Source organism: Corynebacterium sp. AOP40-4SA-5 (genome assembly GCF_052377355.1).
Classification (GTDB): Bacteria; Actinomycetota; Actinomycetes; order Mycobacteriales; family Mycobacteriaceae; genus Corynebacterium.
On record NZ_JBQSWS010000025.1, the window covers coordinates 12,823 to 34,436 of the forward strand.

The following is a 21,614-nucleotide window of genomic DNA, read 5'->3' on the forward strand; positions in this document are numbered from 1 at the left end:
CGGCCTTTGGGCCGTTTGGGTCACTCTCTATCTAACTATGCTCTCTTCGTCCGTTAGACGGTCGATGAGGGGCCGAAAACCGGAACAGAATGGAGCAGCGAATGAGAAACAACGAGAATGGGCGGCACTACGCCGAGAACACCGGCGACTACGGCACAGCCCGACGAACAAACCTAGGCTCGGTCCCGGTCGCGTTGCGAATCAATGGAGGGGACCGCGAGTCGCGCCGGGTGGACGTATTCGAGGTGCACGACGAGAGCCACGGGCGCACGTACACGTACCTGTGCGTGGCGGGAATCGAAATGCGCTTCGCTGAACGGCAGAGCGACCTACTGGCAATGATCCTGAACTAACAGATGAAAAGGAACAAAAAGATGAGGCTATTGAAAGGGCATGAGTACGCGACCGTGTACCGCTCCACAACTGAGCGTGACCGCTACGGAGACCGCACGGTGACAGCAAGCCACCAGATTGGCCCCGGCATGGTGAATTGGACGCCGGGGACGTCGGCGGTGCGTGGCACGGGTACGTATCCGATTGAGGCGACGGTTAATGAGCCGACCATGCTGTTTCGGCAAACGGTCCCGGACGTGAAGATCGGCGATGAGGTGGAGCTGCCCAACGGGAGCCGGTACCGGGTGGTAGCGGTCCTTCCGTGGGCTTGGGGAAGTAACGGGAAAACGGCAGGTACCGAGGTTCGGTTCTCCGGCGTAGTGCAGTAACCAACGAAAGGCAGATCGATGTACTCGCAACGATCCTTGACTAGAAAGGGGATACGGAATGCATGTTTATGAAGACTTTCCACTGACGCTGGTGTGTCGTGATCGACAGACTGGGCTTGACTGGATGAATGATGTTGTCCGTTACCGTCGAGCCGAATCACGATTGTCGGACAGGGCTGTACGGGTAGCATCCGCGCTAGAATATCTTGTGCAGAAAGCCGGGGGCACGCTCGTGGTCGACTGGTCTGAGGTCGAAGTCACGTCCGGCATCACCGGTGGCCCGTCTGCGGTTGCGACGGCGTTCCGCTCATTAGCGGAGGTTGGTCTCATGCGCGGTTTTAGTTTCGAGAAGACGGAGGTCGCGGCATGAAGGGGAAACCGTTTGTCCAGCGGTACCGGACGAAGGACGGGACGCTGCTATGGGAGGTTGGCACGTCAGACTGGAATCGGAGGATGTTGCTCAATGATGAGCAGCTGAGGGAACTGTCCACTATCGCCGGAAAGGCTATCGAGAATGACGAATCAGACTGAGTACTACGCCAACGGCAACCGAAAGCGTGACTTCACCATGCACGACAGGTCACTGCACCTCACAATCGCCAGGAATGAGGACGCGCCGAATTGGTTACGTGTCGCTCATTACTGCTACGCGATGATGGATAGCAACGGCAGGTATGACCCGAAGCCGGGGGAGCTTGTGGAGCTACTAGGGTTGCGCGATAGTCGTAACGTGACGCATCACGTGTCAAAGGCCGTGGCGTGCGGGCTACTTGAAGAGGGGTCTCGGGGGTCGAAGTTGGTGGCTCCTGGTGGGGTGGAATACAGGCCGAAGAAGTGGGATGGGAACTAGTTTCGATTCCCGGGGTACTTAGTATAGTAAGTAGGGGTACTTACTATAGTAAGTAGAGTACTTAGTATAGTAAGTAGGGCAACGCTGTGACCTGCGGTTTCTACACGGTCCCTCTAAAGGAATCTAAGTAGGGACGGTCACGTCCCAACTCGGCGTAGCCGCTCTCTTTCTTTTTATCGCTGGGGAACAAGGTTGACACGGGGAAGCACCGAGGCATCGCGTGGATCACGTCGGGGAACCTGCATCGTCGTCACCTGTCGAAGGGACAGTTGGCTGCGGTCGCCCAGGACTGGTTGCAGTACTTCGAAGCCGCCGCGATGTTCAACGTCAGCGGCCGCTCCGTCGGAACCGCAAAGGCCGTCAAGAAAGCCGACCCGGAACTAGCCGGTTCACCTCTCCGGCTCAGCGGTACCGCAATCGCCCTGATTGGCCCCTCTCGCGGTCTTAAGCCCCGAACCCTACCACTCACCCCAAAGTGGATTCTCAAACGCTCAAATCAACAATCAGACATTCAACAACCGAAAGGCACTAAATGCACACACACAAAGACCCGTATCCGGCCGTTGACCCGAGACCAGACGTGAGAGTAGCGAACCCCATATCTGCCTGGTGGCCCGCGCCAATCACGTTCCCGGACGAACCTACAACCGGCCGAAACCCCTACCACCCGCCCGTGACCGACTGGCACAACCGACCACGGCCCACCAGCCCAATAATCGACCCGTGGGGAGGAACAATCGACGACTTCATTCACTACCTCACCGGGACCGAGAGTGCCCCGTCAGTGCAGCTACCCCAGCATTCCGACCAGATGCCCGAGTACGGTGCCCACGGCTACGACTCCACGATTACCACATTCGAAGAGTGGGACCTTGACGGAGACCCAGTCGAACCGGCGCTACCAGCCTCGCACGGGTGGACTATCCAGACCGAAGACACGCCGATAGAGGTGGCAGCATGAGCGAATCAAACATCATGCACGAATCCACAGCAGCCCTCTACCATAAGTGGAACATGGGCATTCAGCCCACAGGACGGGACCTCGTAGCCGCGTGGATTGCAGCACCCGAACCCGAGCACGACATCCCGGCCCACTGGTGGGTAGCGCGTCTCCGCGAGGCCGTTCCTGGACCGAAAGCGGCGAACCTAGTCCACCTGTACCGGGCAGCAACCGGCGAAGAGGTGGAGAACGGGTTTATGTCGATGGAATGGACAACCGACCGGGACGCAGCTCTCACAGCCGCCCACAAGGGCCTGAGGGTGCCCGTGGAGACCGTCGTGGCACCCGGGGCAATCCTCGCAATCATCGGGACAGAGGACGGCGGGACAGTGCTGGTCGACCCGTGGGAGATAGCGACTATCTATCTCACGGAGGACGTGACCGACACCCCCTTAACCGATCATGCTCCCCCGCCAGCATCACCCACAGAGGGCAAGGGCCTGTCGATAGCAACCCTCACCCCAGCTTCACTGCTCAACCGCCGGCGACCGCACGGTGGAATACGTACGCGCCTACTGTGACGACTCCCGACAGCAGCGCACACCTTAATGACAATGATTGCCATTAAAACCTTCTATCCCGTACGCATACTAGGGCGTCATGACCTTGGCGCGGGGCTTGGCCTGAGGTTGGGGTGCCCCCCGGGGTGGTGTGCGTGGTCGTGGTGGTAGCTGTGTGTGCCGGTGGTGGGGGTGTCTTATGTGGCGTGGCGGCGGGGTTTAGGGGTCGCCGTTCATCGCGACGAGGTACGCGGCATAGCGGGTTAGACGGAAGTCTGAAGTCGGACGGCCCCGCCCCGCTGTTCTTACCTGGGAGGGCAGGAACAAATCGTTGACCTGCCTTTTTGGGGTCAGCCCCAAAGTTCTTCTCGACGTCTGCGCGCCTGTCTAAGCGCCTGTCTCCCCCGGGACGTGAAGAAGCCCCCGAGTAGCCTGATGGCCGCTACGGGGGCTGTTCTGCGTCTAGTGGAGGATGCCTACTCGGTGGCGTTCATGCCCGCTTCGTGTGCCTGGCTGGTAAGGATGTCCAGTGCGTAGGCAAGGTCATGGGCGTGCTGGGCGGCATCGGCGTACATGTCGGCCTGGGCGCGGTAGCCGGCGGGCTGTCCGGTGCGCTCGTGGTGTGCGAGGGTCAGCAGATCGTTGATAGCGTCGGTGGTGCGGAGGGCCAAGCGGCTGTTCTCATTCGGCGTGTCGATGTTCATGTAGTCGTCGAGGATGATCGGGCCGTAGGTCTCGGTGTTGGTGCTCATGGCGTGGTCCCTTTCTGGGGCTGTTTCCCTATGCTTTCCCAACAGGTCGTTGGGGTTTAGGGGTGGGGATGGGGTGTGACCTGCGTGGATGGGGTTTTTGTTGTGGATTCCCCATAGCTCCACAGACAAGGAACCCGCCGGTCGTCCGGCGGGTTCCTTCGTGTGTGGGGGAGGTGTTACTCGTTGCCCTCCACGTCGGCGTCCCAGGTGCCGTCCTCGTCCTGCATCCAGGAGATCGTGCCGTTCTCGAACTGCTGGGTCCAGCCCTGCATCGCGTCCCCGGACTCCGGGGCGGTGGGCAGACCGATCTCGTTTTCCAGGCCGCCGTCGTTCGCCCAGGTCTCACCGATCATGCCGATGAGCGGGGTGACTTCGCCGCTGTCGTTCTCCACGGCCCACCCGTTGTCGAACGTGGCCAGGGTCGCGCCGTCGGCGCTCTCCACGTTCTGCACGGCGCCCCACTCGCCCTGCTCGCCGCCTGCCTCGTCGTAGGCGGCCTGCAGGCCCTCGGGGAGCTCGGTGTCGCCTGAGCCCTCTGAGCCCTCGGCGCTCTCGGACTCGGTGGACTCCGCCTCGGTGGATTCGGAGCCGCCCATGGCGTCGGACGCCTCGGCGGCGCCGCTCTCCGCGGCCGAGCTGGCGTCCGAGACGCTGTCGGAATCGTCGTCGCTGCACGCCGCCGCTCCGAGGAGGAGGCCGCCTGCGGCGACGGCGGTGAAGGTGCGTTTGAGAATGGACTTCATGGTGAAACTGCCTTCCGTGTCAAATCGGGGGTGTAGTTCACCTTCCCTTTCTACCTGACGGCGACGAAGCCTGCACGGCTATGCTTGTCGCTGTCATACCCCTCCCACGGAAAGGTCCCCTCATGGACGCCCTGTTCGAACCCATCCTCAACCTGCTCAGCTCCACCGTCGGCCTGGGCTCGTCGATCGCCACCGGCAACCCGATCGGCATCGGCTCCTCCACCCTGGAGCTCGGCTCCTCGGCGATCGACCTGAGCACCGCCGGCTCCTCGGTCCTGGAGGCGCAGGACTGATCAGGTGGGGGTGGCGGGACGATTTTCAGCAATATCCCTTTCCTGGGGAAACGTTCGCCTAGTGTCAACCCCGTCACCGCGTCATAGGACGCTCACACTACGGAAAGGTCCGTCATGGAATCTCTCGTCACCCTCATCGAATCGGTCTTCGCCTTCGGCTCCTCGGCGCTGGAGCTCGGCTCCACCGTGCTCTCCGGGGACGGCTCACTGGCCGTCGGCTCCGGCGTCCTCGACCTCGGATCCTCGGCCGCAGAGCTCAGCGGGGCCGGCTCCGCTGTCGTCCAGGGGAGCTGACCTGAGGGCGCACGCCTGATCAGGCGGGGGTGACGGTGCGGCGGTTCTTGAGTGCCGCCGCGCCGACCAGCGCACAGCCGATCGCGACCCAGGCGAGCAGGACCCACACGGAGTGGGCGATGCCCGCACCGTCGAAGAAGGCCACCGAGCGGGTCGCGTTGCCCGCCGCACCGATCGGCAGGTACTGGCCGATCGCGCCCCAGGGGGAGGGGAGCCACTGCCAGCCCGTGGCGATGCCGGACAGCGGGTTGGACACGAACAGGGTCAGCACCGCGCCGATGCCCAGGCCGGGGGCCCCGATGAGCGCCTCCAGGCCGAGGACGAACAGCGACGTACCGGCGATGCCGAGTGCGAGCACCCCGGCGGTCTCCCAGTAGTTGCCGTCGAAGGTGCCGAAACCGAACTGCAGGATCGCACCCACCGCCAGGCCCGCGGCCAGCGAGAACACCATCGATCCGACGATGCGCAGGCCGTAGCGCTTCTTCATGGTGAGCGACAGGACGGCCGCCGACACCATGCCGCCGAAGGCCAGCGGCAGCGCCAGGGCGCTGAGCCCGCCGGCGCTCGGGTCGTCCTGCGTGGTCGGTGCGACGTCCTCCACCGTGGCGTCCATGCCCTCGGCGACGCCGGTGAGCACCTGCGTGTAGGGGGTGCCCGCGCCGGAGGCGGTGTAGACCGTCGCGCCGTCCGCCGCGACGGTGACGGCGCCGACGGCGTCGCGGGAGAGGACGGCGTTCCGGGCGTCCGACGGGTCGTCGTAGGTGGTGACCTCGAACTTCTCGTCGAGCTGGCTGACGACCGCGTCGGGCGCGGAGACGGCGATCGGGATGTCGTACGGGCCGGAGTGCATCTGCGGGGAGAGGAAGGCGAGCAGCATCAGTGTGACCGCGGCCGTGAGGCCGAGGATGATGCCGCCGAGCTTGAGCGTGGTCTTCATGAGGGACTCCTGCATGGTAGCGTGATAAATGGAACAAGGCGCTCCGTTTTTGTGGAGCGTAATCCTCCGGTTACCGAGATGCAAGAGGAGAGCCGATGCGAGCCGACGCACGGGAGAAACGGGCGGCCCTGCTCACCGCCGCCTGGGACCTATTCGCCGAGGACGGGCCCGAGGTGCCGCTGCGCACCGTGGCCGCACGGGCCGACGTGGGCATCGCCACGCTCTACCGGCACTTCCCGACCCGGGAGGACCTCATGGTCGGGCTCATCGAGGACATGGCCGGACGCGTCCTGGCCATCATCGAACGCCATGTCGCCGACTGGGACGGGGGGTCGGAGGGGTGGCGCAACTTCGTGCACGAGATCGCCGCGCTGAAGGTCGCCGCGCTGGCAGAACGCTCCATCGCCGTGATCCCGGTGGACGGCCGGGTCTGGGTCGAGACCGAGCCCGTGCGCGAGGAGTTCCTGGCGGCCTACCGCACCATCCTCGACCTCGCCGCCTCCAGCGGTTTCGTGGAGGACGACCTGTCGCCGTGGCGCTTCCACCTCGGCCTGGCGGCGGTGTCACGCCCCATGCCGGAGAAGGCCGAGCGCTTCGCGCCCGGTCAGGCAGACTGGTTGATCGACACCTTCATCGACGGGTTGCGGGGTAGGCGCGCAGCGCTCGGCTGACGTCGCGTCGCGCCGTCGCGCTGAGCTCCCGGAAGGGGGCCACGTCGGAAGACGACGAGGACGACCAGGTCGCGATGAACTTCCCGCCGCGCACCACCGTCCGGCGGAACACCCCACGGTTGCCGGGGGCGACCTGCTCGTGGTGGTCGGACGCCAGGAAGGACAACCGGTCGCGGTACCCCAGCATCACCTCGTCGAAGGCGGGCAGTGCGAAGGTGCCGTGGGCCCGGCGGGAGACCGCGGCGAGTTCGTCGTACAGGCCCGGACGGTGGTGGAGCCCGTCGGTGGTCTCGACCTCGCCGGCGATCTCGGCGAAGGCGTCCTTCACCACCCGCTGGGAAAGCTTCGTCCACCACGCGAAGTCGCGCAGGTCCGCCGGGCCGTGGCCGGTGAGGTAGCGCAGCAGCAGCTCGGCGGCGGGGGAGCGGTCCGCGGTGTACGGCACCGCCGTGGCGGGGACGATGAGCTGGTCGGCGCCGTCGAACGGTCCGTAGACGGCGGTGCCGTGCAGCATCATGTCGCGGATCATCAGGTAGCGGAAACCCCGGTCGTCCGGGAAACCGTGGCGGGCCCACAGCTCGCCCAGCCCGGCACGGGTGAGGCCCGGGGAGCCCAGGAAGACGTCGTGTGCGCGGGTCACCTCGGCCCGGGAGAACCCCTCCTTCTCCCAGCGCCGGGCGGACTCACGGCGCTGCTGGCCGGCGCACAGTTCGGTGACCCAGCCGACGTCGCGGGCGGACAGGGCGAATACGGTGGAACGCATCGGGTAGCCGCGGACGACCTCCCCGGCGTCGAAGGCGGCGCGCACGTCCGTGCTCTTCGGCAGTCGCAGCGCCAACGACGCCAGCACGCCGGTGAGGTCCTGGCCCTGCATCGGGCCCATGGCCTCCAGCAGGTCGACGGCGGAGTCCGCGGGGGAGAGCAGCCCCTGCGCGACCAGCCGGGCCTCGACCAGCGAGGGCATCTAGACGGCGCGGGACATCCGGTCGGCGATGAAGGTGGAGCCCTTCAGCGACGGGTGGATCATCATGTTGTAGTTCGGGGTGGTGGTGTCGAGGATGCCCGCCACGTACCGGTTCTGGTCGGGGGAGCAGGTCGCGTTGCCGGCGGACTCGGTCTTCAGGTCCACGAAGGACGCGCCGATCTGGCGGGCGGCCTCCTGCTGGTTGCCGCGCAGCCAGATCTCCACGTCGCTGAGCACCGGGATCGGCAGGCCGGCGGGGAAGTTCGGGACCACGTTGGCGAAGCAGAACATGCCGTTGGAGGTGATCGCCATCTGCCCGGCCATCACGATGCGCGCACCCGGGGCGGCGGAACGCACCTTCGCCGCGGCGGCGCGCACGTCCGAGAGGTAGCGGTTGCGCACGTCGCCCGGGTCCAGGAAGTTGGCGCCGTTGTCGGTGCCACCGGGGCCGAAGTTGTTCATCCCGTAGTTCAGCACCACGGTGCGGGTGCCGCGGTGGATGTCGCCGGCGTTGACGGCGCGGTCGATGCGGCCCAGGGCGCTGTGGGAGGTCATCCCGGAGCAGGACCAGTCGGTCACCGCCAGGCCGTGGCGCTGCTGCATCAGCCGCGGCCAGTTGTTCGGCGCCTGCAGGCAGTTGCCGCCGACCGGGTAGTTGTCGGGGACGAAGCCGTCGATGCCGCGCAGGGTGTTGTAGTACTGGTCCGGGTTCGCCGCGTAGGAGTCACCCATGACCACCACGTTGCCGGCCGGGGCAGCGGTCGCCATGGGTGCGGTGGCGAGGCCGAGGGCCACGGCGAGTGCGCCGACCACCGCGGTCGTCGCTCGGAAGAGTCGGTTGCGGCGGGGCTTGGCACGGTGGGTCGTCACGTCTTTGGTCCTCTCGAAACGCGTGCGGGCACGCGGGTGCGCTTGAAACAGTCTGCCTGGTTCTAACGGTTCGCTGTGAGATGCCGTTACTTTTGCTGCCGACACTAGCAGGGTCCGTGGAACAATCAGCGGTATGACGGAAATCGCCGACGACACCACCACCGCCGACCGGGCGCTGCGCCACTTGCGCACCGGCGGCACGCTGCTGTGGACGGGCGACTTCCACAACGCCCGCCAGCTGCTCAAGGCACTCGACCGGCGGCTGACGAAGCGGGCCGGGAGGCGTCGGACCGGGGATACCGACGCCGCGACGCTGTTCCTGCGCCAGCGCGCCGAACGCGCCGAGCGGGCGGACGTCCTGGGCCGCGTCCTCGTCGATCTGGGGGAGGACTACAGCCTCGACCTGCGACGGGCGCCGGACGTGCGCGAGGCGTGCCGGCACGCCTACGGGCAGGACGGCCCGCGGCGCGTGCCGTTCACCGAACTGCAGGGCGTCCTCGGCGCCTGGCAGTGGCACCTGCGCGGGGTGTGGGTCGAGGAGCTCGGCGACCACGTCCACCCGGACTACGGCGTCTTCTCGCCGACGCGCAGCGAGTACGTCGGCCTGGTCGACCGGCTCGCCGACGAGACGTCCGGACGCGACGTCCTGGAGATCGGCACCGGCACCGGCGTCCTCGCCGCCGTCCTGGCACGGCACGGGGCACGCGTGACGGCGACGGACGTCAGTGCGCGTGCCGTGACCTGCGCGCGCGCCAACCTGGAGCGCCTCGGGGTCTCCGCCGAGGTCGTGGAGGCCGACCTGTGGCTGCCCGGGCAGCGCGCGGACATCGTCGTGTTCAACCCGCCGTGGCTGCCGGGCACGCCGACCTCCGAACTGGAACTCGGCATCTACGACGACAGGTCGGACGCCCTGCGCCGCTACCTCGCCGGGCTCGCCGAGCACCTCACCGACGGCGGGGAGGGCTGGCTGGTGCTCTCCGACCTGGCCGAACACCTCGGCCTGCGCACCCGGGAGCAGCTGGAGGGGTGGATCGCCGACGGTGGGCTGCGCGTGGTCGGGCGGGAGGACACAGCCCCACGCCACCCGAAGGTCCGCGACGCCGACGACCCGCTGCACGTCGCCCGCAGCCGCGAGGTCACCTCGCTGTGGCGTCTGCGCGCCTAACGCTTGCGCCGGTAGTACACCTGGCGGCGGACCGTGGCGACGGTGTCGCCGGCCTCGTCGGTGACGTCCACCTCGAACCAGTGCAGGTACTTGCGCCCCTCGGTGGTCTCCTCGCGGATGCGTTCGTAGGTGGCGTCGTCGATGCGCATGTCGGCGGTGAGGGTGCCGCGCCCCGGTTTGAGGAACGAGACCTCCGCGCCGACGTCCCACACGTTGAACCCGCCGCCCAGGCGCGCCATGGAGGCGAGCATGAAGAAGGGGTCGGTCATCGACATGATCGTGCCGCCGAAGGCGGTACCCACGATGTTCCTGGTCAGGCGGTTGGGACGGTGGGTGACGAGGACGCGCGAGCCGTCCTGCGCGAACTCGCGGATCTTCACCCCGGCACCGAGCAGGGGCGGCCACAGGGGCATGAGACGTCGGAGCTGGGTGGTGTTGATGTCCATGCTCTCCGTGTCTAGCACGATAGGCAACTGGTTGCTTAAGTTTCGGTGAACCTTCGGCAACGTCCCCTGCGGCGGGCGCGGCGGGCCGTTACGGTCAGATCGCCCCCGACGACAGCCCCCGACAAAAGCCCAGGAGAACCATGCCCCGCACCCCTCACATCGCCGCCGCCGTCTCCGTCTCCGCCGTTCTGGCCGCGGGGCTCGCCGCGTCCCCCGCCGCCGCCTCGGTGACCGGCAGCCTCGGCCTGCCGCCGGTGCCGCCGGCGGTGTCCTCCCCGGCGGACAACCTGCCGTCCACCTTCGACCTGCAGGCCCACCGCGGCGGACGCGGCGAGTACACCGAGGAGTCGGTCGCCGCCTTCGACCACGCCCTCGACCGGGGCGTGACCACCCTCGAGCTGGACGTCCACCTGTCCGCCGACGGCGTCCCCGTCGTCTGGCACGACGCCTCCATCCAGGCCGACAAGTGCACCGGCGAGCACGTCGGCGAGGACGTCCACGACCTCACCTTTGAGCAGCTGCAGACCCTCAACTGCAACCTGCCGCTGGAGGACTACCCCGACGCCGTCCACGCCGACGACAACCGCATCCTCTCCCTCACCGACGTCTTCGACCTCGCCGCGCGCGACCCGCAGGTCCACTTCAACATCGAGACCAAGATCGAGGCGGAGCAGCCGGAACGTTCCGCCCCGGCGCAGGAGTACGTGGACGCGATCCTCGACGCCGCGCAGGACGCCGGGACCACCGACCGCATCGCCGTGCAGTCCTTCGACTGGTCCAGCCTGCCGCTGGTGCGCGAGCGCGCACCGCAGGTCCCGCTCATCGCCCTGTTCGACGCGACGACGTGGGTGCCGGACTCGCCGTACCTCGGCCCGGTGGACTACGGCGACGGGGACGTCGTCGCCGCCGCGCAGCGGCTCGGCGTCGAGGTGCTCAGCCCCGCCTACGAGGACGTCGACGCGGCGTCCTTCATCACCCGGGCGCACGACGCGGGCCTGCGCGTGGTGCCCTGGACCATCAACGAGGCCGCGGACATGGAGGAGTACGTCGACGCCGGCGCCGACGGCGTGATCACCGACTACCCCACGCGCCTGCGCGACATCCTGCAGGAGCGGGGCGTCGCCTACCGGTGACGAAACTGCCTCGAACCACACCGATCCATGTTTGCGGGCGAACAGGATCCGGTACGGTTCTGGATCATGTTACGTTTCAAAACCAAAGGCGCCGTCGCCGTGGCGACGGTGGCCACCGTCGCGGCCGTGACCGTCTCCACTGCGCCAGCTGAGCCCGCCGCCCCGTCCAACTTCGTCGACGCCTTCGTGCAGAGCTTCCACGACCCGCTGCGCTCCCCGGCCGGGGCCAACGACTGGGACTGCACCAGTGACCGCAACCCGGTCGTCCTGATCCACGGGACGTGGGAGAACGCCTACGACAGCTGGTCCGCACTGGCGCCGGCACTCGCCGACGACGGGTACTGCGTCTTCGCCCCGAACTAGGGGCGCGCGGAGATCCAGGACAAGGGCGGCGTCGGCACCGTCCTGCCGAACACCTTCGCCACCGGCGACATCGCCGAGTCCGCCACCGAGGTCGGCGAGTTCGTCGACCGCGTCCTCGAGGCCACCGGCAGCGAGGAGGTCGACCTCGTCGGGCACTCCCAGGGCGGGCTGCTGGCACGCCAGTACCTCACCTTCAACGGTGGGGCGGACAAGGTGGACAGGGCCGTGACCCTCGGTGCCACGAACCACGGCACCACCCTGTCCGGTATCGCGAACCTCAACCGGTTCATCGGTGGCCTCGGCCTGGACCTCGACCCCGCGCTGGACTACGTGATCGGCGAGGGCGGCACCCAGCAGCAGTACGGCTCACCGCTGCTCGAGCGGCTCAACGCCGCGGGCGACACCGTGCCCGGCGTGGACTACACCGCGGTCGGTACGAAGTACGACGAGGTCACCACGCCCTACGACTCGACGTTCCTCACCGCCGGTGAGGGTGCGAGCGTCACCAACGTCACCGTGCAGGACGGGTGCGAGCAGGACCATTCGGACCACGTCTCCATGTCCTACTCGCCGCGGGTCGTCGACATCGTGCGTGACGCCCTGGACCCCGGCAGCGTCCCGGAGAAGCGCTGCACACCGAACTCGCCGATCATGGGTGCCGGCACCACGGAGATCACCGAAGGCCTCACCGGGCCCTTCGGCTGGCTGTCGGAGAACACCCGCCCACTGTAGTGGGGGAAAGCTTATTTTTCGGATTGTGATGTATCTATGTTGGACCCCTGATAGATTGCGCCCTATGAACAACACGAAGAGCATCTTCATCTCCGGCGGCGCCGCCGGAATCGGTCGCGAGGTCGCACTGAAGTTCCGCGACGCAGGCTGGACCGTCGGCGCCTACGACATCGACGAGCAGGGCCTCGAGCTGCTCAAGGAGCAGTTCCCCGACATCATCACCGGCCGTCTGGACGTCACCGACTACGAGTCGTGGGAGGAGGCCCTGGCCGACTTCACCTCGCACACCGGTGGCCGTCTCGACGTCCTCGACAACAACGCCGGCATCATCGGCGACCACGACGTCGCCGACCAGGCCCCCGGCCTGATCGCCAAGCAGATCGAGATCAACTGCACCGGCATCACCTTCGGCGCGCGTGCCGCCCACCAGTACCTCAAGAACACCAAGGGCTCGCACATGGTGTCGATGGGGTCGGCGTCCGGCATCTACGGTCAGCCGCACATCACCCCGTACTCCGCCTCGAAGTTCTACGTGCACGGTTTCACCCAGGCGATGAGCCTGGAGTGGCGCAAGGACAAGATCCGCGTGGTCAACATCATGCCGCTGTGGGTCAAGACCAAGCTCGCCGACGTCGAGGCCGCCTCGACCAAGCGTCTCGGTGTGCGCATCAAGACCGAGGACGTCGCCGACGCCGTGTGGAAGTCCGTGCACCCGAAGAACTGGCTGGAGCGTCAGCGCCAGGACTACTCGGTGTCCTTCCCCGACCTGGCCCTGCGTCTGGCCGCCCGGTTCTCCCCGGCCCCGGTCGCCCGCGAGTTCAACAAGATCATCGCCGGCTGATCACCGGGTCGGACACATGACAACTGTCATGGTCACGTCGTGACCGTTGCCCCGGGCCTTCGGGTCCGGGGCGCGGTTGTGTTGGGGGCATGGAGAACACAGCCACCACAACACACACGGCCATCAACGCACAGGGGCTGCACAAGTCCTTCCGCGGCGGCGTCAGTGCCTTGCAGGACGTCAGCCTGACCGTCACCAGCGGGGAGATCGTGGCCCTGCTCGGCCGCAACGGCGCGGGCAAGACCACCCTGATCGACCTGGTCCTCGGCCTCACGAAACCCACCGCCGGCACGGTCAACGTGCTCGGCGGCACACCGCGTGCCGCGATCACCGGCCAATGCGTCGGGGCGGTGATGCAGACCGGCGGGCTGCTGCCCGACATGACCGTGGAGGGCACGGTGGCGATGATCGCCGCCACGATGCACCGTCCGCGTCCCGTCGCCGAGGTGCTGGAGCACGCCCGGCTGACCGACATGAGGAAACGCCGTGTGGGACGCTGCTCCGGCGGTGAACAGCAACGCCTGCGCTTCGCCCTCGCCCTGCTCGGCGACCCACGGCTGCTCATCCTCGACGAGCCGACCGCGGGCATGGACCCCGCCAGCCGCCACGACTTCTGGGAGGACATGCGCGTGCAGTCCGCCCGCGGGGTCACCGTCGTCTTCGCCACGCACTACCTGCAGGAGGCGCAGGACGTCGCCGCACGGATCGTCCTGCTCGACGGTGGTGCCGTCGTCGCCGACGGCACCACCGAGGAGCTGCGCGGCGGCGGGGACGTCGTCGTGGAGTACGACCTGGACGGCCACCACTCGGTGACCACCGGGGAGTCGGACGCGCTGGCGCGCGACCTGCTCTCCCGCGGCGCGTCCAACCTGCGTATCAGCGGGCGGACGCTGGAGGACACGTTCATCCGGCTGACCGGGGGTGCGCGATGACCACGCTACGTTTCGCCCTGCACGACCTGCGTCGGCTCTCCCGCGACGGCGCGATGCTCTTCTTCTCCATGGGCCTGCCCGTGGTGTTCTACCTGGTCTTCGGCCAGGCGATGGGGTTCGGCGACGAGTCCGTGGGCCGAGGCGACGTCTCGGCGTACATCATGATCGGCATGGCGCTCTACGCCGGCGTGACCGGCGCGGTCGCCGCCGCCGGGCAGGTCGTGGTCGAGAGCACCACCGGCTGGGGACGCCAGCTCGCGCTCACCCCGCTGACCCACGCGCAGCTGGTGGCGTCGCGTCTGCTGGGCATCACCATCCGCGCGGTGCTGCCCGTCGCCGCCGTGTTCACCGTCGGTGCGGTGACCGGCGCGTCGATGCCGGCTGCGGCGTGGGCGGCGTCCTTCCTGCTGTGCGTCGTCGGCGCGGTTCCCTTCGGTTTCTACGGCATGGCCTGGTCGCAGGCCTGGCCCACGGAGACCTCGGTGAGCATCGCCGGGACCAGCGTGGTGGTGCTCGCGTTCCTCGGCAACCTGTTCATGCCCCTGCCGGAGACGATGATGACCGTGGGACGCTTCAGCCCGATGTACGGGGCGGTGTCGCTGGCCAGGTGGCCGCTGAGCGAGGGCTACCAGTCCGTCTCGTACGAACCGTGGCTCGTGCACGACCCGCTATGGTGGGCGGTGGTGAACTTCCTGGTCTGGACGGCGGTCCTCGTCGCCGTGGTCCTGGCCCTGCACTCCCGGGAGAAGGGACGGCGATGAAGAACTTCGACGGTGCCTCCAGCCTGATGGCGTCCATCTGGCTGGTCGTGCTCGTGGTCCCCGCGGTGGTGCTGGTCGTCACCGAGGGGTTCACGCCACGCACGGTGGCCGGGGTCGCCCTGTTCGTACTCTTCGGCACGGTGTACGCCACCGCCTTCGGCCTGGTCGACCACTGGCCGGGCGGGATGTCGATGATGCGGCGCTACCTGTTCTGGTTCTCCCTGCTCGCCGTCGTGGCGGTGGTGACCGCCGTGGTCGTCGGCGCGTTGGCGACCTTCCTCGTCCCCTTCTTCGTGGCGGTGCTGTCCTTCCCGCTGCCGGTACGGTTCAGCCTGCCGGCCACCGTGGTGCTGGTGGTCGTGTCGACGGCGCTGGTGTGGCTGCTGGAACCGGCGGCGATGCCCGGGGTGCTGGGCGGCACGCTGGTCTCCCCGGCGATGGTCTACGCCGTGGCACTGGTGACCCGCCGCTACGAGGAACGCGCGGAGCTCGAGCACGACCTGGAGATCTCGCGGCAGCGCGAGTCCATCGCCGTGGACGTCCACGACCTGCTCGGCCACTCCCTGACCGTGGTGACCCTGAAGTCCGAGCTCGCCGGACGCCTCGTCGACACCGACCCGGCGGCGGCGAAGGACGAGCTCGAGCAGATCACCCGGATCTCCCGCACGGCCCTGGCCGAGGTGCGCTCCACGGTGACGCGGATGCGCTCGCCCGACCTCGCCGGCGAGGTGGAGGCCGCGCGCCGGGCGCTGGGCACCGCGGGCATCCGCGCCGTCCTGCCCCACGACGTGTCGGTGGCCGGGGTGAACGCCCACCTGTACTCGTGGGTGGTGCGTGAGGCGGTGACGAACGTGGTGCGTCATTCGCGGGCGCGTACGTGCGAGGTGACGATGAGCGCCGACCGGGTGCAGGTCAGCGACGACGGTGTCGGCGGGACGGACGCGGCCCGGTGGGGCAACGGGCTGACCGGGCTGGGTCGCCGCGTCGCCGATGCCGGCGGCACGCTGACAGTGGACGGCACCGCCGGCACCACCGTGCTGGTGAGAATGGCAGGTCAACAATGATCCGGGTACTTGTCGCCGACGACCAGGACCTGGTGCGCGGTGCCCTCGCCGCGCTGCTCGCCACCGAACGCGACATCGACGTCGTCGCCGAGGTCGGACGCGGCGACGAGGTGGTCGACGCCGTGCGGGAGCACCGCGTCGACGTCGCCCTGCTCGACATCGAGATGCCCGGCATGACCGGCATCGAGGCGGCGGAGGAATTACAGGCGCTGGCGGCGTCCGGCACGTCCTGCCGTTCGGTGATCGTGACGACGTTCGGACGCCCCGGCTACCTGCGCGCCGCGCTCGCCGCCGGTGCCACCGGCTTCGTGGTGAAGGACACCCCGGCGTCCCAGCTGGCCGAGACGGTGCGTCGGGTGCACCGCGGGCTGCGCGTGGTCGACCCCGCACTGGCGGAGGAGTCCCTGTTCACCCCGGACTCACCGCTGACCGCGCGCGAGGTCGAGGTGTGCCGCGCGGCGCGCTCCGGGGCGGGCGTCCGGCAGATCGCCGCCCAACTGCACCTGTCGCAGGGCACGGTACGCAACCACCTGTCCTCGGTGATCGGCAAGACCGGGACGTCCAACCGCTTCGAGGCGGTGGGCGTGGCCGATCAGAACGGGTGGCTGTGACGTGCGGTGACGAGCACCGACACCGCGCAGACCGCCGCGCCGACGCAGAACACCGGCACGTAACCCACCGTCGGGGCGATCAACGAGACCACGAACGGCATGAAGAAGCCCAGGTACGTCAGGGCGTAGAAGACCGCGGTGAGCGAGCCGAGCTCCCCGGGCCCGGCGATGCGCTGCACCTCGCGCAGCCCGGAGACCATCATGATGCCGTAGGCCGTGCCCAGCACCACCGCGGTGGGCACCAGGAACCACACCGCCTGGGTGGTCACCACCACGATCGAGGCGACCATGCCCAGCCCGGCGGTGCCCAGCGCGTACATCGGCGGGGTCACCCGCGTGTGCACCGGCAGCCGCCCCGCCCACGGCTGCACGAACGTGCCGGTCAGCATGGTGACCCCGGCGATGAGCCCGGTGTAGGCGACCGGTGCCGACACCTGTGCGGTGACCAGCGGGGGCAGCACGGCGAAGGACGTCGTGGCCAGGCCGAACGCCCACGGCGCCCACAGTGCCACCGTGAACAGGAACCGCGGTGAGCGCGCCGAGGGCGGGACACGCAGCCGGGAGTCCGAGCGTCGGCCGGCCTCCGGGGTCACCCACACCAGCGGGGTGACGACCAGCGCCATGACCAGGTGCAGGATCAGCGGGGTGGTGTCCGGCCCCGGCAACCACTCGGCGACCGGGCCGCTGACCAGCGGGCCGACCCCGAAACCGGCGGACGTGGCGGCGGTGGCGCGCCGGGCGGCGGCCCCGTCGGTACCGTCTGCATCCGGCGTGACCTCCTTGAGCCACGACGCCCCGGCGGCGAGGACCAGGCCCACCGCCACGCCGGTGAGCATGCGTCCCGCGCTGAGCAGGACGGGGCCGGCGGCAGCAGTGGCGTCAGTGGCGTCAACGGCGAGGTGCGCGGCGAGGGTGACGAGCGTGCCCGCCACGGAGAACAGCAGCGCGGGACGCACCACGGCGCGGCGTCCACGACGGTCCGACAGCGGGCCGCCGACCATGAGTGCGGGGATCAGGCCGAGGACGTAGACGGCGAGGATGAGGTTCACCGGTGCCTGCGCGAGACCGTGGACGTCGCGCATCACCGGCAGCAGCGGGGCGAAGAGGTTCGCGCCGTAGGAGACGGCGAACATGCCCAGGGCGATGCGGACCCAGGGTGGCAGTGTCATGAGTCACATTGTGGCATGCGCTTCGCGGGCTTATGGATACCGGGCTGTTTCTGACGCAGAAAGGTCCAGTAGAACAGCGCAGAAAGGTACAGTAGGTGAGGCCAATGCAGGTCAGACGATTTCATCAGTGACACGTCCGATGGGGGATCAGGGCCTCACGGAGCGGCTCACTGCACGACGAGGCCGGTCGTGGAACCGCCCGTGGCACACTGCTCGGGAAGGCCGTCCAGGTCCTCGAGCTGCACCGGCACCGCCTCGACGCTGATCGGTTCGCCGACGTAGACGGTGTCCTGCCCCGGTGGGGTGACCGACGGGCGGCCCTGCTCGGTCACCGACTCCGTCCCGGCGGGGAAGACCACCGGCCGTGGAGCCTCGTCGGTGGACCCGTCGACGATCGCGAAGCAGGAGCCCTGCCCGGTGACGAGACGGCCGTCGATGCTCTCCGCTGTGCCCTCTGCGCCGTCTGCGCCGCCGTCGGAGGCGGACAGGGCGATCGGGCCGCGGCCGGAGGCCTCGACAGAGAGGGCACTTGCCCCGGTGGCGGCTTCAGTGGTCGACTCGGTGGCTGGCCCGCCGTCCCCGCCGCAGGCGGTGAGGGGCAGCGTGACCAGGACGGCCAGCACGCCGACGGCGGTGGTGCGCGGAGACCTCATGCATCTCCGCGCAGGTCGGCGGCGACGGCGCGCACGGCGTCGGCGAAGCTGCCGGCGACGTTCGTGGCGGGCACCGCCATCATCAGGTTCACCGCGAAGCCGAAGTCCTCCACGAAGCGGCCCTCCGGGTCGGTGGGGCGCTCGCCGGGCGTGACCGGACCGTGGAAGCGCTCCACCCGTTCCACGGTGGTCGCCCCCTCGGAGTAGACGTACAGCTTCTTGCCCAGGGCGTGGGCGAACCCCAGCTCGAAGCAGGTGCCGGAGTCCGGTTCGGCGCCGCGGAAGTGGTTGACGTTGGCGATGACCGCGTCGGCGCCACGGATCTTGGTGACGTTCTTGTCGAAGATCCACGTCGCGTCCGGTTCTGCCGGTGCTGCAGTTTCGTCCAGTCCGGCGTCCAGCGGGGCGACGGGCGTCAGCCCGTTGTCGCGGCAGACCTGCTGCATGCGCGCGACCACGTCGGCGGCGTCCGGCAGGAACACCTCCGGTCCCGCCAGGTAGACCCTGTACTCCTGCGTGCTCAACTGTCCTCCTGTGTTCGGTGTCCTCCGGCCCGCCGATGGTAGCTACACTGGCCCGATGATCGCGAACCCCGTGTACCTGGACTGTGACACCGGCATCGACGACGCCCTCGCCCTGGGCTACCTGCTCACCGGCCCCACCGACCTGGTTGACCTGGTCGGCGTGGGGACGGTGCACGGCAACGTCAGCGCCGCCGGTGGTGCCGAGAACACCCGCCGCCTGCTTGCCCTGGCAGGACGCGACGTGCCCGTCGCGACCGGTGCGTCCGACCCGTTGGTCGGCGCCTTCGCCGGCGGCGCGGTGGAGGTGCACGGCACCGACGGGGTGGGGGAGGTGCGCGAGCGGCTGCTGCCGCCGGTCAGAGAGCAGGACGCCGCCACGCAGGACGCCGCCGACCTGCTGATCGACCTGTCGCACCGCCACGCCGGACGCCTGCACGTGCTGGCGATCGGGCCGCTGACGAACCTCGCCGTGGCACTGGAGCGCGACCCCACGCTGGTCGACCGCGTCGCCCACGTCACGGTGATGGGTGGTGCGGCGATGGTCGCCGGCAACATCGGCCCGGTGACCGAGGCGAACATCGGGCACGACCCGGAGGCCGCCCAGGTGGTCGTCACCGCCGGGTGGCAGGTCACCCTGGTGCCGCTGGACACCACGATGGAGAACACCTTCGAGGCGTCCGACATCGCCGCGCTGCAGGCGTCCGACGTGCCCTTCGTCGCCGCGGTGGGGGAGATGCTGGACTACTACTCCGACTTCTACCGCGACATCTACGGGCGTCGGTGCTGTGCGCTGCACGACCCGTTGGCCGCGGCCGTCGCCCTCGGCGAGGTGGAGCTGCTGCGCGCGCCGAAGGTGCCCGTCGTCGTCGACACCACCGACGGGCCGGGGCGTGGGCAGACCGTCTGCGACCTGCGGCACCAGCGCCCCGCGGCAGGACGCCACGACGTGGACGTCGACGGCGCGACCGTGCGCGTCGTGATGCGCTGCGCCGACGGTTTCGCCGACCTGCTGCGCACCCGGTTGCTGGAGATGTGACGCGGCGGTTCGCTCACACGCCCCAGCGTCGGCGGGCCGCACCCTCCAGCAGCGAGGCGAGCCCGTAGAGCACCAGCGCGCTGACCGTCACCACCGTCACCGACGCCCACACCACGTCGGTGTCCGCACTGCCCACCGCGGTGATCACCGTGTTGCCGATGCCCACACCGGTGGCCAGCCACTCCGCCAGCAACGCACCCGACAGCGCGCCGGGGATCGCGATGCGCACCGCGGCGAAGATCGCCGGCAGGCACGCCGGCACCCGTACCGTGACCAGCTCGCGGGTACGTCCGGCACCGTAGGTGCGCACCAGGTCCACCAACGCCGGCGGCACGTTCTTCAACGCCGAACCGATGTTGACCAGGGCGGGGAAGAAAACGATGATCGCGCCCATCACCGCCACCGTGAGCTGCCCACGGCCGATGACGATGATCAGCACCGGGGCGATCGCCACCAACGGCACCGACTGGAAGAACAACGCCAGGGGCATCAGCGCACGCTCCAGGGTGGGTGCCACCAGGAACAGCGAGGCCACCAGGACCGCGGCGACGAGGCCCAGCACGAAACCCGTCGCCGTGTCGAGCAGCGTGCGCCACAGGTCCGGCAGCAGGGTGACGAGGTGGTTCGTGCCGTCCGTGTTGTCGGCCAGGTAGGAGACGACCTGCGCCGGGGTGCGTCCCACGAAGGGGGAGATGCCGAGGAGCCGCAGGCCCAGCGTCCACACCACCACGATGACCACCAGGGAGACCACGACCTCCACCGCGACGGCGGTGGGGGAGCGCCGGCCACGCTCCGGGGCGGCCGTCGACACCTCCGCCGACCCCCAGCCCAACGTGGTGACCAGCCGGGCCAGCAGGGCCATCACCGCGAACCACGCGCCGGCCAGCACGGCGGCGGCCAACGCCAACGCCCACGTGCGTGAGACGTCCGACGACTGCTGGGCGTTCAGCAACGCCGGACCCAGACCACGGTCCACCCCGCCGACGTACTCGCCGAGGATCGCGCCGAGCACCGAGATCGGCGCGGCGACCTTCAGCGCCGTGAGGAACGACGGAACCGCCGCGATGAGCTGCACCTTCACCAGCCGTGTCCAGCGAGAACCGCCGTAGACGTCCACCAGGTCCAGGGAGCGACGGTCCGCGGCGTCCAGCCCCAGCAACGTGCCGACGACGGTGGTGAAGAAGATCGCCAACGCCGACAGCAGCACCGCCGTCGCCGACGGGTCACCGCTCGACGGCGCACCGACCATGAGGTAGATGACCGGGCCGACGGCGATGATCGGCAGCGAGTAGGTGATCACCGCGACCTGCATCACGATGCCGCGCAGCCGCGGCACCAGCAGGGCCAGCACCGACACCGCCACCGCCAGGCCCACGCCCAGCAGGTAGCCCTGCCCGGCCTCCATGGCGGTGACCTTCAGGTTGACCCAGTAGAAGTTCAGGCCGTCGTCGGCGATGCGGGCCACGATGTCGCCGGGGGTGGGGATCGTGCCCAGGGGGCGCAGCACCGTGGCGGCCAGCAGCCACCACAGTGCGAGCGCGCCGAGGAGCACGGCGGGCACGGACAGCACAGACAGCGTTCGTCTCGC

The 21,614-nt window shown here is 68.6% G+C and carries 26 protein-coding genes; 16 read left to right on the top strand and 10 right to left on the bottom strand.

Going from position 1 to position 21,614, the window contains the following annotated elements; genetic code table 11:
- The first annotated feature begins 101 nt into the window (after nt 1–101).
- The 3 genes from ACT3S3_RS13035 (at nt 102) to ACT3S3_RS13045 (ending at nt 3,093) form a co-directional block, all read left to right on the top strand.
- The gene (locus ACT3S3_RS13035; RefSeq protein WP_444626914.1) at nt 102–353 is read left to right on the top strand and encodes a hypothetical protein; all 252 of its coding nucleotides are present in this window, start codon (nt 102–104) and stop codon (nt 351–353) included.
- A 1,892-nt stretch (nt 354–2,245) separates the two neighbouring features.
- Nucleotides 2,246–2,533, top strand: coding sequence for a hypothetical protein (locus tag ACT3S3_RS13040; protein ID WP_444626915.1), 288 nt, complete (start codon nt 2,246–2,248; stop codon nt 2,531–2,533).
- Nucleotides 2,530–3,093 carry a hypothetical protein gene (locus tag ACT3S3_RS13045; protein WP_444626916.1) on the top strand — a complete coding sequence of 188 codons (564 nt, stop codon included), beginning with the start codon at nt 2,530–2,532 and terminating at the stop codon, nt 3,091–3,093. Before ACT3S3_RS13040 ends, ACT3S3_RS13045 begins: the two co-directional genes overlap by 4 nt.
- A 455-nt stretch (nt 3,094–3,548) precedes the next feature.
- Here the strand turns inward: ACT3S3_RS13045 and ACT3S3_RS13050 are convergent, their stop codons facing one another.
- Nucleotides 3,549–3,824, bottom strand: coding sequence for a hypothetical protein (locus ACT3S3_RS13050; RefSeq protein ID WP_444626917.1), 276 nt, complete (start codon nt 3,822–3,824; stop codon nt 3,549–3,551).
- Nucleotides 3,825–4,000: 176 nt separating this feature from the next.
- A complete protein-coding gene (locus tag ACT3S3_RS13055) occupies nt 4,001–4,567 on the bottom strand; it encodes an LGFP repeat-containing protein (RefSeq protein WP_301441807.1) in 567 nt (188 codons plus the stop codon).
- Between the two features lie 122 nt (nt 4,568–4,689).
- On the opposite strand from ACT3S3_RS13055, the gene ACT3S3_RS13060 reads away from it, so the two are divergent.
- Together ACT3S3_RS13060 and ACT3S3_RS13065 are read left to right on the top strand one after the other, a co-directional pair.
- Entirely contained in the window at nt 4,690–4,860 is a 171-nt protein-coding gene (locus ACT3S3_RS13060) for a hypothetical protein (protein WP_301441806.1), read from the top strand.
- Between the two features lie 114 nt (nt 4,861–4,974).
- On the top strand, nt 4,975–5,154 hold the full coding sequence (locus ACT3S3_RS13065; protein ID WP_301441805.1) for a hypothetical protein: 180 nt from the start codon (nt 4,975–4,977) through the stop codon (nt 5,152–5,154).
- Nucleotides 5,155–5,173: 19 nt separating this feature from the next.
- Here ACT3S3_RS13065 and ACT3S3_RS13070 read toward each other — a convergent pair whose 3' ends face one another.
- Nucleotides 5,174–6,091, bottom strand: coding sequence for an ABC transporter permease (locus tag ACT3S3_RS13070; protein WP_301441804.1), 918 nt, complete (start codon nt 6,089–6,091; stop codon nt 5,174–5,176).
- A gap of 95 nt (nt 6,092–6,186) precedes the next feature.
- On the opposite strand from ACT3S3_RS13070, the gene ACT3S3_RS13075 reads away from it, so the two are divergent.
- Nucleotides 6,187–6,762 (top strand): TetR/AcrR family transcriptional regulator, encoded by a 576-nt coding sequence (locus ACT3S3_RS13075; RefSeq protein ID WP_301441803.1) that lies wholly within the window; start codon nt 6,187–6,189, stop codon nt 6,760–6,762.
- Here ACT3S3_RS13075 and ACT3S3_RS13080 read toward each other — a convergent pair.
- Both ACT3S3_RS13080 and ACT3S3_RS13085 read right to left on the bottom strand, forming a co-directional pair.
- Complete coding sequence (locus ACT3S3_RS13080) at nt 6,722–7,726, bottom strand: DNA glycosylase AlkZ-like family protein (protein WP_301441802.1); 1,005 nt, start codon at nt 7,724–7,726, stop codon at nt 6,722–6,724. The genes ACT3S3_RS13075 and ACT3S3_RS13080 overlap by 41 nt on opposite strands.
- Complete coding sequence (locus ACT3S3_RS13085) at nt 7,727–8,596, bottom strand: GDSL-type esterase/lipase family protein (protein ID WP_301441801.1); 870 nt, start codon at nt 8,594–8,596, stop codon at nt 7,727–7,729. It abuts the gene before it with no gap.
- Between the two features lie 133 nt (nt 8,597–8,729).
- Here ACT3S3_RS13085 and ACT3S3_RS13090 point away from each other — a divergent pair, with 133 nt between their 5' ends.
- Complete coding sequence (locus ACT3S3_RS13090; RefSeq protein ID WP_301441800.1) at nt 8,730–9,761, top strand: methyltransferase; 1,032 nt, start codon at nt 8,730–8,732, stop codon at nt 9,759–9,761.
- On the opposite strand, the gene ACT3S3_RS13095 is transcribed toward ACT3S3_RS13090, so the two are convergent.
- On the bottom strand, nt 9,758–10,207 hold the full coding sequence (locus ACT3S3_RS13095; protein WP_301441799.1) for a DUF4442 domain-containing protein: 450 nt from the start codon (nt 10,205–10,207) through the stop codon (nt 9,758–9,760). The two genes, ACT3S3_RS13090 and ACT3S3_RS13095, sit on opposite strands and share 4 nt — an antisense overlap.
- A 140-nt stretch (nt 10,208–10,347) precedes the next feature.
- Here ACT3S3_RS13095 and ACT3S3_RS13100 point away from each other — a divergent pair, with 140 nt between their 5' ends.
- The 8 genes from ACT3S3_RS13100 (at nt 10,348) to ACT3S3_RS13135 (ending at nt 16,644) form a co-directional block, all read left to right on the top strand.
- On the top strand, nt 10,348–11,340 hold the full coding sequence (locus ACT3S3_RS13100; protein ID WP_301441798.1) for a glycerophosphodiester phosphodiesterase family protein: 993 nt from the start codon (nt 10,348–10,350) through the stop codon (nt 11,338–11,340).
- A gap of 66 nt (nt 11,341–11,406) precedes the next feature.
- Nucleotides 11,407–11,703: an esterase/lipase family protein gene (locus ACT3S3_RS13105; protein ID WP_444626918.1), complete on the top strand. Its 297-nt coding sequence runs from the start codon at nt 11,407–11,409 to the stop codon at nt 11,701–11,703.
- 69 nt (nt 11,704–11,772) lie between these two features.
- A complete protein-coding gene (locus tag ACT3S3_RS13110) occupies nt 11,773–12,435 on the top strand; it encodes a lipase family alpha/beta hydrolase (protein ID WP_444626920.1) in 663 nt (220 codons plus the stop codon).
- A gap of 64 nt (nt 12,436–12,499) precedes the next feature.
- Nucleotides 12,500–13,276, top strand: a complete 777-nt coding sequence (locus tag ACT3S3_RS13115) for an SDR family oxidoreductase (RefSeq protein ID WP_301441796.1) — start codon at nt 12,500–12,502, stop codon at nt 13,274–13,276.
- 89 nt (nt 13,277–13,365) lie between these two features.
- Nucleotides 13,366–14,208 carry an ABC transporter ATP-binding protein gene (locus ACT3S3_RS13120; protein WP_301441795.1) on the top strand — a complete coding sequence of 281 codons (843 nt, stop codon included), beginning with the start codon at nt 13,366–13,368 and terminating at the stop codon, nt 14,206–14,208.
- A complete protein-coding gene (locus ACT3S3_RS13125; protein WP_301441794.1) occupies nt 14,205–14,969 on the top strand; it encodes an ABC transporter permease in 765 nt (254 codons plus the stop codon). Before ACT3S3_RS13120 ends, ACT3S3_RS13125 begins: the two co-directional genes overlap by 4 nt.
- Nucleotides 14,966–16,033 (top strand): sensor histidine kinase, encoded by a 1,068-nt coding sequence (locus ACT3S3_RS13130; protein WP_301441793.1) that lies wholly within the window; start codon nt 14,966–14,968, stop codon nt 16,031–16,033. The genes ACT3S3_RS13125 and ACT3S3_RS13130 overlap by 4 nt, the downstream gene beginning before the upstream one ends.
- Nucleotides 16,030–16,644 carry a response regulator transcription factor gene (locus ACT3S3_RS13135; RefSeq protein ID WP_301441792.1) on the top strand — a complete coding sequence of 205 codons (615 nt, stop codon included), beginning with the start codon at nt 16,030–16,032 and terminating at the stop codon, nt 16,642–16,644. The genes ACT3S3_RS13130 and ACT3S3_RS13135 overlap by 4 nt, the downstream gene beginning before the upstream one ends.
- Here the strand turns inward: ACT3S3_RS13135 and ACT3S3_RS13140 are convergent.
- From ACT3S3_RS13140 to ACT3S3_RS13150, 3 genes are all read right to left on the bottom strand, one after another.
- Nucleotides 16,626–17,813 carry an MFS transporter gene (locus ACT3S3_RS13140; protein ID WP_301441791.1) on the bottom strand — a complete coding sequence of 396 codons (1,188 nt, stop codon included), beginning with the start codon at nt 17,811–17,813 and terminating at the stop codon, nt 16,626–16,628. The genes ACT3S3_RS13135 and ACT3S3_RS13140 overlap by 19 nt on opposite strands.
- Nucleotides 17,814–17,980: 167 nt before the next feature.
- Nucleotides 17,981–18,466: a hypothetical protein gene (locus tag ACT3S3_RS13145; RefSeq protein WP_301441790.1), complete on the bottom strand. Its 486-nt coding sequence runs from the start codon at nt 18,464–18,466 to the stop codon at nt 17,981–17,983.
- Nucleotides 18,463–18,990, bottom strand: coding sequence for a nucleoside 2-deoxyribosyltransferase (locus ACT3S3_RS13150; RefSeq protein ID WP_301441789.1), 528 nt, complete (start codon nt 18,988–18,990; stop codon nt 18,463–18,465). Before ACT3S3_RS13150 ends, ACT3S3_RS13145 begins: the two co-directional genes overlap by 4 nt.
- Before the next feature lie 55 nt (nt 18,991–19,045).
- Between ACT3S3_RS13150 and ACT3S3_RS13155 the strand changes: the two genes are divergently transcribed.
- Nucleotides 19,046–20,026, top strand: coding sequence for a nucleoside hydrolase (locus ACT3S3_RS13155; RefSeq protein WP_301441788.1), 981 nt, complete (start codon nt 19,046–19,048; stop codon nt 20,024–20,026).
- Nucleotides 20,027–20,039: 13 nt separating this feature from the next.
- Here ACT3S3_RS13155 and ACT3S3_RS13160 read toward each other — a convergent pair whose 3' ends face one another.
- Nucleotides 20,040–21,587: an ABC transporter permease gene (locus ACT3S3_RS13160; RefSeq protein WP_301441787.1), complete on the bottom strand. Its 1,548-nt coding sequence runs from the start codon at nt 21,585–21,587 to the stop codon at nt 20,040–20,042.
- Between the last annotated feature and the right edge of the window lie 27 nt (nt 21,588–21,614).